Annotated in this window: 9 protein-coding genes and 1 tRNA gene; all 10 read right to left on the reverse strand. The window is 57.2% G+C overall.

Annotated features, from left to right (window positions below):
* Positions 1 to 193 precede the first annotated feature (193 nt).
* A complete protein-coding gene (locus CRO59_RS25100; RefSeq protein WP_003224376.1) occupies positions 194 to 574 on the reverse strand; it encodes a RidA family protein in 381 nt (126 codons plus the stop codon).
* A gap of 172 nt (positions 575 to 746) precedes the next feature.
* Positions 747 to 821, reverse strand: a tRNA-Gln gene (locus CRO59_RS25105).
* Between the two features lie 137 nt (positions 822 to 958).
* The gene (locus CRO59_RS25110; RefSeq protein ID WP_097089971.1) at positions 959 to 1,342 is read right to left on the reverse strand and encodes a DUF1801 domain-containing protein; all 384 of its coding nucleotides are present in this window, start codon (positions 1,340 to 1,342) and stop codon (positions 959 to 961) included.
* Positions 1,343 to 1,366: 24 nt separating this feature from the next.
* The gene (locus CRO59_RS25115; RefSeq protein ID WP_097090104.1) at positions 1,367 to 1,762 is read right to left on the reverse strand and encodes a hypothetical protein; all 396 of its coding nucleotides are present in this window, start codon (positions 1,760 to 1,762) and stop codon (positions 1,367 to 1,369) included.
* 49 nt (positions 1,763 to 1,811) lie between these two features.
* Entirely contained in the window at positions 1,812 to 2,051 is a 240-nt protein-coding gene (locus CRO59_RS25120) for a hypothetical protein (RefSeq protein WP_238547102.1), read from the reverse strand.
* Positions 2,051 to 6,754 (reverse strand): RHS repeat-associated core domain-containing protein, encoded by a 4,704-nt coding sequence (locus CRO59_RS25125; RefSeq protein WP_097089970.1) that lies wholly within the window; start codon positions 6,752 to 6,754, stop codon positions 2,051 to 2,053. Before CRO59_RS25125 ends, CRO59_RS25120 begins: the two co-directional genes overlap by 1 nt.
* Positions 6,755 to 6,878: 124 nt before the next feature.
* A complete protein-coding gene (locus CRO59_RS25130) occupies positions 6,879 to 7,142 on the reverse strand; it encodes a PAAR domain-containing protein (protein ID WP_097089969.1) in 264 nt (87 codons plus the stop codon).
* Positions 7,143 to 7,201: 59 nt separating this feature from the next.
* Positions 7,202 to 7,684 (reverse strand): DUF4265 domain-containing protein, encoded by a 483-nt coding sequence (locus CRO59_RS25135; RefSeq protein ID WP_097089968.1) that lies wholly within the window; start codon positions 7,682 to 7,684, stop codon positions 7,202 to 7,204.
* On the reverse strand, positions 7,674 to 12,359 hold the full coding sequence (locus CRO59_RS25140) for an RHS repeat-associated core domain-containing protein (RefSeq protein ID WP_097089967.1): 4,686 nt from the start codon (positions 12,357 to 12,359) through the stop codon (positions 7,674 to 7,676). Before CRO59_RS25140 ends, CRO59_RS25135 begins: the two co-directional genes overlap by 11 nt.
* Positions 12,356 to 15,262: a type VI secretion system tip protein VgrG gene (locus CRO59_RS25145; protein WP_097089966.1), complete on the reverse strand. Its 2,907-nt coding sequence runs from the start codon at positions 15,260 to 15,262 to the stop codon at positions 12,356 to 12,358. Before CRO59_RS25145 ends, CRO59_RS25140 begins: the two co-directional genes overlap by 4 nt.
* Positions 15,263 to 15,345: the final 83 nt, after the last annotated feature.

Below are 15,345 nucleotides of genomic sequence, written 5' to 3' on the forward strand. Positions count from 1 at the left end.
GTTAAGGCGCGCATTGTAGCCGCGAAACGCCCGAGCGGCACGCCTGTGCTGCCAAGTGGCAGATGACCTCGCTCCAATCCGACACGAGAGTCTCCTGTAGGAGTGAGCCTGCTCGCGATGATGGTGGCACAGTCAACGTTGATGGTGGCTGATTTACCGCTATCGCGAGCAGGCTCACTCCTACAGGGGGCGGTCAGGCCTTGGCGGCCATTGCGGTGACTTCCACACGCATGCCTTCCACCGCCAGCGACGCCACGCCCACAGCGGCGCGCACCGGCCATGGCTTGGCGAAGAAGCGCTTGTAGACTTCGTTGAACGCCGCACGGTCGGCCATATCGGTGAGGTAGATGGTCAGGTGCATCACGCGATCCATCGAACTGCCCGCCCGCTCCAGCGCCACTTTCAGCGCCTGCAGGGTGCATTCGCTTTGCAGGGTGATGTCGCCCAGCTCCAGACTGCCGTCGGCGCGGGTCGGGATCTGGGTCGAAACCAGAATGCCGTTGAAACCGACAACGTCGGAGGAAATCGAATCTGCATCCGGATCAGGGGTGAAGCTGAGGTCTTGATTAGCCATGAAAGTCTCTTGTCTGGAGAGATTGAGGGTCGCCGGCCAATAACCCGCCGGGACTTTCGCGCGGGCAGTTTACATCAGTCCCCCGCTCCGGCTCAGGCAACTGTCAGCCCCAGCCACAAATCGCGCGCATAAAAAAACGCCAGCCCTTTCGGACTGGCGTTTTTTCTGAATATGGCAGGGGCGGCTGGATTCGAACCAACGCATGGCAGGATCAAAACCTGCTGCCTTACCGCTTGGCGACGCCCCTGTATCTCAAGCTCTGTAACAAGCTCTGCGAGAATGGGCCGCAATTTACCAACCTTTTTTTGATCTGGGAAGCCCTGAGTGCAAAAAAATTTGTTTTAAAACAGCCAGTTATTTCTGAGCCGAGGCAAACGCCACGATTCACTTCGACAAATTCAGCGCAATCGCCTCGCGAATCAGCGCTTGCAAGGCCTGTTCATCGATCGTGTCGCCCTCATGAAAATCAATCGCCCGGCGGGTGTTGCCCTCAAGGCTGGCGTTGAACAACCCCGCAGGATCGGCCAGCGCCGCGCCCTTGGCGAAGGTCATCTTCACCGCCGTCTTGTAGGTCTCCCCGGTGCAAATGATCCCGCCCCGCGACCACACCGGAACGCCGCGCCACTTCCACTCCTCCACCACCTTGGGATCGGCCTGATGAATAACCTTGCGAATCTCGCCGAGGATGGCACCACGCCAATCGGCCAGTTCAGCGATTCGAGCGTCGATGAGTGCCGAAGCGTCGGTGGGTGGTATTTCGGATTTCATGGCAAGTGTTCTCTTCGATGTAGTTTACAAGCCGACTTGCTTGAGCCCCTCACGCATCCCTTGATCCGCTTGCTCGCACCATTGCTTGAGGCTCAGATCCGGCGGCAGGTTGCCTTGCAGGCTCTTGTATTGACCGTCGGCCAACACTTCGCCTTTGCGACCGAGACTTTCGTTCTTGTCGCCATCAGCCTTGTCGAACGCGCCCGGCATATTCGCAACGAACGCCACCATCTTGTTGGCGTTTTCCGTGCTGTCCGCTTTCAGGTAGCCCTTGTCGACGCAATGCTTGATCAGGCCCGACATGTTGCGACCGCTGTCATACATGCTTTTCAGGGTAGCGGGATCTGGCGCTTCTGCGCGGGCCAGGGCGCAGAGGCCGAAAGTGGCGGTCAGTGCAAGGATCACAGCAGTGTTTTTCATGCTCATTTCCCAGATTTCCAGTGAAACTTCTCGATTCCAAACCCGCCGCTTACCAGACTTCCAGAGCTGGTGCACAAAACCCGGTAACGATATCCATCACCTCCAGAATCCGATCCTCCAACTCTTCATCGGCATCACCGCGCATTGACCCCAACAGTTCATTAACCGATATCGCCGAAAAACCCTTATCTCGATACTTCAGCAGGATTTCCCGTATCGAAAGAAGATCATCCCCCCTCCTCAATGCGCCGGACAGTTCATCGTCCAACGGTTTATCAAGCGTTTTCATCATTGTTTCTCCCAATGCTCAGCCGTCGACCCTAGTGCCTTCTGGTAATCAGAAAGTGGCATGGCCTTACTAGGCTGAATGGTTCCGTGAGTTTTTTTGTCTTGCACGTAACGAAGACTTTCCGGAAGTGAAGCGGTATTCAATTTGCAGGCGCTGTCTTTGCCGGTTCCGCCGGGTAACGTGGAGGGGCGCCGATGATCCGGCAGGTTTTGCGGAGTATCCGGCGCTACGGACATCCCACCGGTATTGGGATGAACGTTCCCATCTTTATCAACTGGAATATCGACAGGACGTACCCCTAGGCCACGCGCGGTCGAGTCAGCAATGGGCTTTCCTTTTTCGTCGGTTTTCATGGCCCGATAGACATCGACCCCCGTCAGGCCCATCGGATCCACCCACCCTGTAGGGTTCGGACCATAGGTGTAGAAATTCAGACCGCCCGCATAACCGATCGGATCCTGGCTGACGAATCGCCCCACCGCCGGGTCATAGTAACGATGCCGGTTGTAATGCAGCCCGGTCTCATGATCATGGTACTGCCCCGGAAATCTTATAGGATTTCTCACATCACTTTGTCGGGCCGATTGCGATTGCTGCTCCGATATCGCCCCCCATGCCTTGTACTGAGCCGTCCAGACCAACTGCCCCTCAGAGTCGGTCAGTTCCTGAGGCGTACCCAGGTGATCGCACTGATACCAGAGCAAAACGTCAATTGGCTGAACCGTGACCTTGCGATTCCACAACGGATCGTCATCCAGGCTGTACTCTCCCTGATACTCAGGCTGATTCGTCAGTGTAATCGGGGCATGTCGTATGGCCTGTGCTACAGGAATGAAACTCCCGGGCTCGAAAATGTAGTGCACCGTGCGTCCGGCACCGCCATCCAGTTGCGCGGCACTGCTTTCCCAGGCAAGTCGGTTACCGTCCCAGCCGTAGAGCGTGAAGCCACAGCCGTACTCTCGCTGTATGCGTGCATGCTCGTTCCGGTTCCAGTGCGACCCCGCCTCGGGACGCCCCTTGGAATGGGCGACAGAGTTTTTGTGAAGACGACGTCCAAGAGCGTCATAGGCGAATTCAACCGACAAGCGTTGATCTTCAAATCGCACCAAACGGTCAAACAGATCCCATTGCAGGAAGCTCCGCTGATTGTTTTGCAGACGCTCGACCAGGTTGCCGCGCTCATCGTATGTGAACTGATTACCTTCGTACTCGTGTAGCAGGTTGTCTACCTGCCTCTCCTGGCGCGGAGACCGGTCCAGTGGTCGTCGAATTTCACTCGCCCTTTCATCAAGCAGATTACTGGCCGGGTCAAAGGTGAATGTTTCAACCACCTGTCGTGTCGCTGCTTCCAACAGTCGACCGAGAGGATCGTAACGGTATGAAATCGCGCCTCTTCGGGTATCGTTGATCGCAGTCAGTTGACCAGCGGCATCGTATTGATATGTCCGTTTGACAAGCGTCGCACCGTCCTCACTGCGCTCCAGCACCTGCTCCTGCAAACGACCGGCAGAATCCCACTTTTGCGACTGCTGCAGGTGGTTGCCCTGATGCCGGACAATCTCACGATGAAGGTCGTCGCGCTCCAGGCCAATCAGCTCGTGCTCGTCCAGGCGTAGCCCCAACAAATGACCGCTGCCATAGGTGAGCCAGCTGACACGGTGCCCGTCCGGACGAACTGTCGCGACCCGATTGTTGAGCACATCGTACTCGTGCTGCCACACGCCAACTACCGGGGGCTGGTCCAGCCCAAGGTAATGCTGATGCTCGCGCAGCACATTGCCGGCCAGGTCGTGAAACCACTGTAAACGACTGTCTGCGTTGGCGGCTTCAATCAGGTTACCGTTGCCGTCATAAATGAAGCGCTCGCTTTGCGATTTCTCACCTTGACTGGCGCGCCGCTCAATCAGGCGTCCCATGGCATCAAAGCTCACGCAAATCACACGCTCGCCGTTGACGATATGACTCAAATGGCCCGTATCAGAATCATACCGATAGCGGGTGATACGACCATCAAAGCTCTTTTCTTCCAGCAGGCGACCCATCGGGTCGTAGAGGAAATGCGCCCGGCTCTCGTTTTCGTTGTCCAGCGCCTGCAAGCGCCCGAGACGATCCCAGCGGTAGACCAATGTATGCTCATCAGCATCGATGCGCTCGGCTACAAGACCGGCAGCTGTATATTTCCAGGTAGTGCAGCGGCCAAGACGATCCGTGTGCGCGAGCAACCGGGCTTCAGCGTCTCTTTCAAAATATTCCTCGGACTTGTCCGGGTGCCTGATCCAGGCCAGATGGCCCAGTCGATACCCGTACTCGGTACTCTGGCCGGCCGCGTCGGTAGAACAGATCATCTGTCCGAGTTCGTTGTACTCCCAGGCCCTGGTCTTTCCTGAGCAGTCGACATACTCGATCAGTTGACCGGCATCGTTGTAGTCGAGCTTCTTCTCATTGCCGGCGGCGTCTTTGATCGCTGTCGGCAACCCTGCCACGCTGTAGGCAAACTCCGTTACGTTACCAAGGGGATCGACTGCTTCCACAAGGTTGCCATGATCGTCATAAGCACGCTGCCACTGCCCCCCTTCTGCATCGCTGGTCTTGATCAGTTGATCCAGATCGTCGTAGGCAAAATGCAGCACGCTGTCGTCGGCACGCAAATGTTCGACGACGTTGCCACGCGCGTCGTAGATGAAGCGATCAGTTGTGCCGTCAGCATGTACGTGTCGAATCAGGTTTTTCGCTTCGTCACGGAACAACCATTCGGAACGTTCATCCGGATGGCGAATGCGGTACGTATAACCAAGAATGTCGTAGTAGTGCCAGGTTTCGTTACCGTACGCATCGGTGACATAGGTCAGGCGAATATTCTCGTCCCACTCAAGGCGCGTGTCGAAACTGCCGTCGTCCGCCCACTCGCGAACGGCCCGCGCATCAGCGCCTGTGCCCTGCCATTCCAGATTCATGCCCCGTCCGGTCCGGTCGGTGTAACGACGGATCAGATGATGCTGGTACTCATAGCTCCAGGCCGCACCGTTCTCGTCCTGAGCCTGAATCAAATCACCGACACTGTCGTAGTGATAGGCACACAGTTGACGCTGAGGAACACCGTCGCTGATCAGCCAAAGCCCCTTCACGCGACCGTGCTCATCAAGCAGGGTGCCGAGGTGATATCTGACGTCGGCCATATCACCCTGATAGGTAATCAGGTCGGACAGCACCGGCATTCCTTCGTGGCGATGCTCGTAGTGCAGCATGATTCCCGCACCGTTGCGCAAAACCACGCCGACCAGCACGAAACATTGTCCACGACGCAGATAGGTTTCCTTGCGTTCAAACCCTCTGCACAACAGAAGCTGGTCATCGGTCACCCGTACCAGCGTCATGTTTTCAATGGCATCGTAGTGAGTCTGCCCTGTCTCGGGCAGCACATAGTCGTGGCTGCGACCATCAGCGTCATGGAACACCAGACTCCCGCCAACACAGTCAAAACGGGTAGTCAACGACGTAATCCAGCGGGCGCCCATCTCGCTGGCGTCATACGCATCCAGACGCGAACAGTAGGTGCGTGTCCACTCGAGAGGGAATGCACCAGGCAGGTTGAAATCCGTATGGCTCAGCGATTCAGAGCCCAGGGCAAAACTGATGCTATGCACCGTGCCCGGCATGACGCCGTTTTTACATGTTTTGCAGTTATGCGTCGCTGGCGCTTGTTGGCTGCTGGCTTCAAGCCGCCCCTCTCCAGCCCTGTGCTGAGTCTTTGAAGTAGTATCCGGCTTGACGCTGGCCCCTTGACCATGTGCTCGACGCTTGCGCCAGGTCATGACAGAACCTGCCAGCATCTGCAGCAGCCAACCGATTGAATGCTGAACAGCGGGATCACCCAGCTTGTTCATTTGAGTGCGCAACTCCACACCCATAGTACGAAGCATGCTGGTATTGCTCAGCACCAAAGCCTTGGCACTGTCCGGCAACAGATTCTTTGCCGCACTGTTGGCAACACCTTTACCGGCAGCCTTGTAGGCGCTGAAGGCTGCGCCGAAAATATTACTGATGGCTGCCTTCGGGTCATGCAACAACTGACCTCCGGCCGCACTCATCTTGGCACTCGCCGACTTCATGTCGCCTTTTGCATCAAGCTTGCCGTTGACGACCGTTTCCAGGCCCTTGGCGATTTCGTTGACCGCGTTCTGGCCAAGCTTGCCGCCGTTGTCGAGTATTTCAACCAGCTTCGGCTTGGCCTGCTCTACAAAGTCATCGATCGTACCGACAATGGTGGCATTCAAATGTCCGATCAGGACTTCGATCAGCGAATCGCCCAGCAGCATCTTGGCGCTGTTACGAAGTTCTTGACGCACCAGCGACAAGGTCGGACGCAAGGTCATACGCGCCGAGGCCATTGTGGGTGGCGCCGGTAAAACACCGATCAGATTGATACCCAGGCTGACCCAGTCCAGAATCTGGCGTTGCTTGCTTTTGGCAAGGACAACAATGTCTCCGAGCGCATCCACCAAGGCCATGATGTTGCCCACCACCGGCAACGCTCCGGCAACGTTCTTGACGCGCTCAAGAGTGACTACTCCACCACTGATCGATTGCAGCCAGGCATCGAATCTGGCTGCACCGCGTCCGACATCCTTGATGTCAATGGTGTTGAGCGGAACGATCGCCACTTGAGGTTCACGTACTTTCGCGACAGGCGTTTCAGTCGTCATGACTGCATCTCATCCGTAAGATAGTTCGAGACTTTAAAGAAATGATTGATGGCCTGGGCCTGCCAACACTCATGCAACAAACATCAGGTGATGCCCGGCATATGCCGATGCGGTACATGTTGATTCAACTGATCACAGCCCCTTTCGGGCCGCTTGCAATCAGCGCAGCGCCGCAAGCGGTTTTCATACCGTCCAGAGCGATGGGCGTGCCATCAACGGTGTAGGTGCTGCTGCCCTCTGCAATCGGGAAAACCCCTTTGCACAGTGGACAGCTGACCTTGTGACCGACTCCGGCAACAGGCTTGCCGTTGAGATCGGTTTGGGAGAAGGCTTCGAGCACCTTGCCACCGTGGGTGGTGGCGTCGCCCAAGCGAATGGCGTCTTTCATGTTGTCACTCCTTTGACTTGATCCTCGTCTCGTGAACCTGCCGTCTGCTGGTCTATCAGTCAGCTCTGCAACCACCAATTGAGCAGCGTTTCATCATCTTCATCATCAATGTTTTTATAGATATTGGCGTAATACCATTCGAGTCCGGTTTTCTCGCGGAACCGATCAAAAAACGCATTGATGCTGTCCATGCCATTGCTTGACGGCACAGCCAGTGACAGGTTGCCTTCGAAAACACCATCCAGCGTTCCACCCAGTTCATTGCCGACATCAGTTTCCAGTTGTGCAATGACGTCCTCGGGGATGTAGTCGGCGTAGATATGAATACAAAAATTCCCTCCGCGCTTCAGGACTTCAGCGTGGGTGTTTTTGTTTTTTATCGAGATGACATCACCTCGAGCCAAATTCAACGCAAGACCAGGTGAGGACAGCAGCTGATAAGTATCCTGCCCCATCGCGATTGCAGGGAGCTCCTCGAATACAGGGCCATCGTCATCTGATACAAACACCTCAATCAGAACAGGCAATTCTTTATCGTCCATATGGCGCTCCACAACTTCCACGTTCGACACACGACATCCCTTCTTTCACGTAACCGCTGTTTCCAGCACTCAGGTTACACGATGCGCCCTCAAGATCTACGTTGACATCGGCCAGGTTGCCGCCATTCGAGGTCGCCACATTTTTATGCCCCAAGTGCATGTCATCAGGATTGCTAGAGGTATGCCCGCACCGCCAGCACTTGTACACACCCACCGGTTTGCTTTTGGCAATAAGTTTTTTGCGACATGCCGCTTGTCCTTTCCGACTACCGCCGCCGACCTTGCTCGCAGCGATGTCTTTAGCGGAGGCTCCAGCACCGTCCTTCAGCGCGCGCTTGGATGGCGGCTTTCTGACCAGACCTAAAGGGTCCACCCACTGCGTCGGGTTAGGCGCGTATTGATGAAGGTTGATACCGCCCATCAGACCTATCGGGTCTTTCGAGATGAAGCGACCTACATGGGGGTCGTAGTACCTGTAGCGGTTGTAGTGCAAGCCTGTTTCGTGATCGTGGTACTGACCCTGGAAACGAATGGGATTAGTCAGCCCGCGCCGCACTGCCGAGGCTGATGTCTGTTCTTTCACCTGCCCCCACGCTTTGTATTGAGCGCTCCAGGCGATCTCACCGTCTTGATCGGTAAGTTCCAATGGTGTGCCTAAATGGTCACACTGATACCAGGCCAGGGCATCGAACGGTTGTGCTTCAGGAGCGTGACTCCACAGCGGATCATCTTCAAGATTGTCGCCGCCGACATATTCAGGCTGACTCAACAGATCAATCGAGGCGTGTGTGAGGGCTTGAGCCACCGGTACGAATGTGCCGGGCTCATAAACGTAATGGACGGTGCGACCTGTCCCCCCATCAATAGGGGCGGGACTGCTTTCCCAGGAAAGGTTGTCCCCGTCCCACCCGTACAAGGTCAAGCCACAGCCAAGCAAGCGCTGAATGCGCCCCTGCTCATTTTTATTCCAGTGCGAACCTGCTTCAGGACGGTTCACATAATGGGCTGTCGAGTGCTTATACAACCGGCGACCCAAGGCATCGTAGGCGTATCTGACCGAAAGACGATCATCCTCAAAATGCACCAACCTATCGAACAGGTCCCATTGCAATCGACTGCGTTGACCATTGTGCCAACGCAATGTCTGGTTGCCACGATCGTCGTACTCGTAATGAGTACCGACGTATTCACGTAAAAGATTGTCTACCAACCGACTACGTGCCGGGGCCTGATCAAGAGGCCGGCGCACTTCTGTCACCTTCTCGTCGAGCAGGTTGCTGGCAGGATCGAACGCGAAGTTTTCAACGCCGAGGCGACTTGCTGCGCTGATCAGTCGCCCGACCGGATCATAACGGTAGGTAAGCGGTCCGCGACGAGTATCGTTCAGCTCGGTCAACTGGCCGACCGCATCATATTGGTATTGGCGTTTGAGCAACGTCGAATTGTCGTCGCTTCGACCGAGCAGTTGCTCCTGTAGCCGCCCTGCCGGATCCCACTTTTGCGTCTGGCGCAGGCGATTCCCTTGATAACGAGCGACTTCGCGATGTAAATCATCTCGCTCATAGCCGACCAGTTCGTGATCATCCAGTTTTAACGCGAGCAAATGCCCACTGCCGTACGTCAACCAACTCACCCGATGACCATCCGGACGAGTCGTGGCGACACACTGATTGAGGGCATCGTACTCATGCCTCCAGATGGCAACGAGCGGTGCATCCAGATCCTGATAATGCTGGTGCTCTCTGATCAGATTACCGGCCGAATCATAGAACCACAGCAACCGGCTCTGGTCGTTCGTGGCCAAAACCATGTTGCCATTACCGTCATACGCAAAGGATTCGCTTTGAGTCGCATTGCCCAGGCTCGCATGGCGTTCAACAAGCCGCCCCATTGGGTCAAACGCCATCGAAATGATGCGCTCACCGCTGATGGCGCTCGCCAACCGCCCGCTCTCAGCGTCGTATTGATAGCGTGTGGCAAGACCGTCGAAGCCTTTTTCCTCGAGCAATCTTCCGACAGGATCATAGTGAAACTGGGTGCGCTGCTCGTTTTCGTTTTCGAGTGCTATCAAACGGCCTAGCAGGTCCCAACGGTAACGAAGCGTTTGCTCGCAGGCGTCTACTCGCTCGGCAACCAGACCGGCCGCGTTATAGCTCCACGTCGTACAGCGATCCAGACCGTCAACATGAGCGAGCAGACGCCCTTCGGCATCACGCTCGAATTGCTCCTCGGTTTTATCCGGATGCGTTATCAAGGCGACATGCCCGGCCTTGTACTGATACTCGGTGCTTTGCCCCGCTGCATCGGTAAAGTAGATCATCTGACCGCGATCGTTGTATTCCCACTCGCTGGTCTTGCCAGAGCAATCGGTATATTTGAGAAGCTGACCAGCAACGTTGTACTCAAGCGTTTTCTCGTTGCCAATTGCATCCTTGATAGCGATCAACTGACCTGCTTTGTCATAGGCGTACTCAGTCTTGTTGCCAAGCGGATCGACTGACTCCACCAGATTGCCGGCATCATCGTAAGCTCGTTGCCACTGACCGCCTTCTGCATCACTTACCTTGATCAGTTGGTTGAGATCATCGTAGGCGTAGTGAGCGACACTGCCGTCGGGGCTGATGTGCTCGAGCAAATTACCGCGCTCGTCATAGCTGTAGCGATCAGTGGTGCCATCTGTATGAACGTGACGAATCACGTTCTTCGCATCATCGCGAAAGAACCACTCTGAACGTTCATCGGCATAGCGAATCCGGTAGGTGTAGCCCTTGATGTCGTAGTAATGCCAAGTCTCGTTGCCATGGGCATCAGTGACGTAAGTCAGACGGATGTTTTCGTCCCATTCAAGGCGAGTATCGAAACTGCCGTCATCCGCCCACTCGCGCACAGCCCTGGCGTGCGATGTGTGGCCATCCCACTGCAGATTTAAACCGCGGCCGGTGCGATCGGTATACCGAGTCAGGAGGTGATGCTGATACTGATAACTCCAGGCCGCACCGTTTTCATCCTGCGCCTGGATCAAGTCGCCATGGAGGTCGTATTGGTAATGGCACAATTGCCGTACAGGCGCGCCGTCACGAATCTCCCAGAGACCGGTCAAGCGTCCTTGATTATCAAGCAGCGTTCCGACGTGCAAGTGGACTTTCGTGACGTCACCTTGATAGGTGATCAGGTCGGATAATACGAGGGCGTCCCCATGACGATGCTCGTAATGCAGCATCAGCCCGGCACCACTGCGCATTTTGACATCCGTCAGCCAAAAGGAACGACCACGACGGACATAGGTTTCCTTGCGCTCGAAACCGAAGCAAACGAGCAGTTGATCCTCAGCGGAACGAACCAGCGTGAGATTTTCAACGGGGTCATAGTGAAAGAGGCCTGGCTTGGGCAGGGGGAAATCGATGCTACGACCATCGGCTCCAAAAAAAACCAGTCCATCGTCCTTGCAGTCGAATCGGGTCGTGAACTCTGTTACCCACCGTGCCCCTAATTCGCCATTGTCAAAAGCATCGAACCGGGAGCTGTAGGTGCGCACCCACTCGATAGGAAATGGACCCGGCAGGCTGAAATCGGTATGGCTCAGTGACTCGGATCCCAACGCAAAACTGATGCTGTTGCAAGTACCCGCACAAGCACCATTTTTTTTGCCATTGGCGTTGGCGCTCGCAGGAGCCTGATGGCTGCTGGCCTCGAGTCGTCCTTCACCTGCCTTGTTCTGAGCCTTACTGGTGGCGTTGGGTTTAACGCTGGCACTCTGTCCATGCCCACGACGCTTGCGCCACGTCAACACAGCACCGCTGAGCATTTGCAACAACCAACCAATCGTGTGACGCGTTCCCGGGTCACCTAACTTGCTCAATTGGGTTTTGATCTCAGGCCCCATCGCTCTCAATGAGCCGGTGTGCGTCATCACCAGTTTTTTGGCCTGATCCGGCAGAAGATTCTTCGCCGCGCTGTTGGCAACCCCTTTACCCACGGCTTTGTAGGCACTGAATGCCGCCCCGAAGATATTACTGATCGCCGCTTTGGGATCGCTGAGCAGTTGATTGCCCGCCGCCGTGATCTTTTGTCCAGCCGCGCGCGCATCGCCTTTTGAATCAAGCTTGCCATTTACAACGGCCTCAAGACCCTTGGCAATTTCGGTGACTGCGCTTTCGCCGAGTTTTCCTGCATCGGCGAGAATGCCCGAGAGTTTGCCTTGAGCCTGTTTCACGAAGTCATCGATCGTGCCGACGATGGTTGCGTTCAAATGCCCGACCAGCACTTCGATCATTGAATCGCCCAACAGCATCTTGACGCTGTTACGCAATTCCTGACGTACCAGAAACAAGGTCGGACGCAAACTCATGCGAGCAGCCGCCATGGTCGGAGGCGCAGGTAAAACACCGATCAGGTTGATCCCCAGGCTGACCCAATCAAGCAACTCCCGCTGCTTGCTTCTGGTAAGCGTGACGATGTCGCCCAGCGCATCGACCAGCGCCATGATGTTGCCGACAACCGGCAGCGACCCGGCAACTCCTTTGATTCGATCGAGCGTGACGACACCACCGCTGATGGATCGCAACCAGGCATCAAACCGGGCGGCACCACGACCTACGTCCTGCACGTCCAGCGTGTTGAGCGGAACGATAGCGACCTGCGGCTCGCGCTTCTTGGTAACGGCTGCCTCAGTCATGAGAGCACCTCCCCATTCAGCAGGCCAGGCGTCTTGAGCGATGGTTTGGGCAAGGACGGGGCCGGGAGGCTTGGCAGTTTCCCTGCCTTGCTCGCCGCCCCCAATATCACCGAAGCACTCGGCAACGCCGCGCTAGCAAGTTTCGGCAACCCGGCCGCCCCACCCTGCACCGCCCCTTTCATCTGCTGCGCCGTCTGCATCGCGCCCTGTGCGGTCTGCATGGCGCCCATGCCGCTCTGCGCCAGTTCCTTGCCCTTCTCCAGCATGTCCCAGTTCTTGTTCGGCAGAACCTGCGCAACCATCGCCTGCACCTGGCTCGGCACGTCTTCAGTGGCTGGCGGTTTTAGCGGCCATTCCGCTTTGCCGATGTAGCTGCCCTCACTCCAGGTGTCCGCCGGATCCTTGCCGAACACCACTCGCGCGGGGCCTGGGGCGGCGCCGGCGACGCTGGCGAAACCCTTGGCGTCGAGCTTGCCCTTGATGCTTTTGCCGAGGGCGTCGATAACTTCGTAGTCGCCTTCCTTGATGCCCTGGCGCCCGGCGTACTGGTTGAACAGCTCTAGATTGCCTTTGCCCGGTTTCGGCGGTTCCGGGAATACCCCGGCGAGACTTTTCGCCCCGGTGTAGGCGAAGTTCGCCGCGTGCGCGGTGTACGGGCCCGTAGTGGCGTGGGTGATGCCGCCGGCGTTGTAGGTGGTCGCGCTGCCGCCGCCCTGGATCACCAGTTCGGTCTTGGCGGTGATGGTGATGCGGTCGGCGTTGGCAGTGATGTTGAGTTTGGCCAGCAGGTTGATGCTGTCCTTGAGGGCCTTGACGTCGATGTCGCCGGACGCCGCGACCAGGCGCCAGCCCATGCTTTGCACGAACAGACGCATGCCACGGCTGGCACTGGCCAGCAGGCGTTTGCCAATGGAAAAACTGGTGTGCCCGGTGCTGCTCAGCGCCAGGTGTTCGCCGGTGGCGATATGGCTGGAGCGCGGCGTGGTCAGGGCGATGCCCGCGGGGCTGGCGAGCACCAGATGTGGCTCGGTGAATTCAGGGAATTCATTGGCGGTCATGTTCGCCGGGCCACTGCCGAGCACGCCTTGATGCTGCGCGTGCAAGGCCTTGGCCACGTCGTCCTGATCGCCCGCCTCCTGCGCTTGAAGCTCTTTGGCCTGGGTGGCGAAACCGTCCTGCTGATCGCTCGCGGTGGCGAGGCGCTCGGCGGTTTCCGGCAGGTCTTTGTGGTGCTTCGATTCGTTCGGGCGCGGCTCGGTGGTGATCAACAGACCGGCGCCAGCACGCACCGCGCCATGGCGGTCGGTGCGCAACTCGAAACCTTCGCCACGCGGCTGCCCGCCGCTCGGGCGCGGGTGTGTCAGGTAGCCGAGGTTGATCGCACTGGCGCCGTGATCACTGCGCAGCGCAATACTGATCTCACTGGTGGTGTCGTCGATGCGCAGTTCGTTGGCGCGGCTGCCCTTGTATTCCTTGCTCTTGACCGTGGCCAGGGTCTTGAAGTCCGGCAGTTTGTACGGCGGCAGATTCGCGCCGTGGTACAGGCAACCGGTGATCAGCGGCTGATCGGGATCGCCTTCGAGGAAGGTGATCAACACCTCCATGCCGACCCGCGGAATGTTGATCGCGCCAAAGGTTTCCGCGGCCCAGTTCGAGGCCACACGCATCCAGCAACTGGTCTTGTCGTCGTGCTCGCCTTCGCGATCCCAGAAGAACTGCACCTTCACCCGACCGTACTGGTCGCAGTAAATTTCTTCGCCCTCGGGGCCGCAGACCACGGCGCTCTGGGTGCCGAGGACTTTTGGTTTCGGGTGGTCGAGCGGCGGGCGGTACGGCACATCCCACGGGATCGCGTTGAAGCGGTTGCGGTAGCCCTGGTGGAAATCGTCCTTGTTATCGGTGGTGTCGCTGGTCACCGACTCTTCGAGCACTTGCGGCTGCTTGCCTTCATGGAAGATCTCGGTCAGCAGCCACAGATCGTTCCACGTCGGGTTGGCGTGTTCGGTGAGGGCGAGGAAATGCCCGCTGACCAGAATCGGCTGATCGCTGCTGCCCTCGGCCAGACGATAGTCGCTGCGATGGCGCTCCAGTGCGCGATTGGCCAGGTGCTTGCCGCGCTCGCGATCTACGAAACGCCCCGGGTAATCGTAATCCTCCAGATCCGGCTGGGCGCTACTCTTGGCATCGCTTTCGAGCTCGATCTTCGGTTTGACGAAGTCGTAATCACGTCGTGTGGTGCGGCTGGTGCGGGTCGCCAGACGCAGGCCGAAACGCTTGACCACTGGTTGATCGGCGACCAGTCCGGAGTCCTGCTGATAAGCCACTGGCGCCAGTTTCGGGAACACCGTCTGGTCATCGCCGAACATCAGTTTGTGGCCGCTGGCGGTGTGCTGGAAGTGGTAGTGAATCCCCTCCTCCTCACACAGGCGCTGGACGAAATGCAGATCGCTTTCGTCGTACTGCACGCAGTAGATGCGCTCCGGATAAATCGCGCTCAGTTGGAAGTGATAGTCACTGGCGAGAATGCCGTGTTCTTCCAGCACCTTGCTGATGATCTGTTGCACGGTCATCTGCTGGAAGATGCGCTGGTTGACCCGATGCGCGAGGTACGACAGCTGCGGGCGCAGGGAGATTTTATAGCGGGTCAGGCGCTTGCCGGCCTCGCCCTGGGCGATGCTGTAGATCAGCCCGTGAATCCCCGTGCCGCTGGGCGACAGCTGCAGGAACGCGAGTTTGTGCAGCAGGCTTTCGAGGTTGATCGAGGCTTTCTCACTGACCAGTTCCAGCTCGAACTCGAAGGGGGTGTTGAGCGCCTCTTTCCCGGTGAACGACAGCACCTGGAAATCGCTGTCCGCGCCATCGATGGTCAGATTGAAATGAGGCTGATTGGCCGGTGAGAACATCCCTTGTTCCTCGCGCAATGCTGCGACTGACGCCATTCCATGAAGCGTGGCGCACGCAAAAAAATCTGTAGGTACAAGCCACC

Source organism: Pseudomonas sp. LAMO17WK12:I5, from assembly GCF_900215165.1.
GTDB classification, from domain to species: Bacteria; Pseudomonadota; Gammaproteobacteria; order Pseudomonadales; family Pseudomonadaceae; genus Aquipseudomonas; species Aquipseudomonas putida_A.

Excerpts from the sequence above, each read along its gene's own strand:
- CRO59_RS25110 (WP_097089971.1), bottom strand. The coding sequence starts at position 1,342 with ATGAAATCCGAAATACCACCCACCGACGCTTCGGCACTCATCGACGCT.
- CRO59_RS25115 (WP_097090104.1), bottom strand. The coding sequence starts at position 1,762 with ATGAAAAACACTGCTGTGATCCTTGCACTGACCGCCACTTTCGGCCTC.
- CRO59_RS25125 (WP_097089970.1), bottom strand. The coding sequence starts at position 6,754 with ATGACGACTGAAACGCCTGTCGCGAAAGTACGTGAACCTCAAGTGGCG.
- CRO59_RS25135 (WP_097089968.1), bottom strand. The coding sequence starts at position 7,684 with ATGGACGATAAAGAATTGCCTGTTCTGATTGAGGTGTTTGTATCAGAT.
- CRO59_RS25145 (WP_097089966.1), bottom strand. The coding sequence starts at position 15,262 with ATGTTCTCACCGGCCAATCAGCCTCATTTCAATCTGACCATCGATGGC.
- CRO59_RS25100 (WP_003224376.1), bottom strand. The coding sequence starts at position 574 with ATGGCTAATCAAGACCTCAGCTTCACCCCTGATCCGGATGCAGATTCG.
- CRO59_RS25140 (WP_097089967.1), bottom strand. The coding sequence starts at position 12,359 with ATGACTGAGGCAGCCGTTACCAAGAAGCGCGAGCCGCAGGTCGCTATC.
- CRO59_RS25120 (WP_238547102.1), bottom strand. The coding sequence starts at position 2,051 with ATGAAAACGCTTGATAAACCGTTGGACGATGAACTGTCCGGCGCATTG.
- CRO59_RS25130 (WP_097089969.1), bottom strand. The coding sequence starts at position 7,142 with ATGAAAGACGCCATTCGCTTGGGCGACGCCACCACCCACGGTGGCAAG.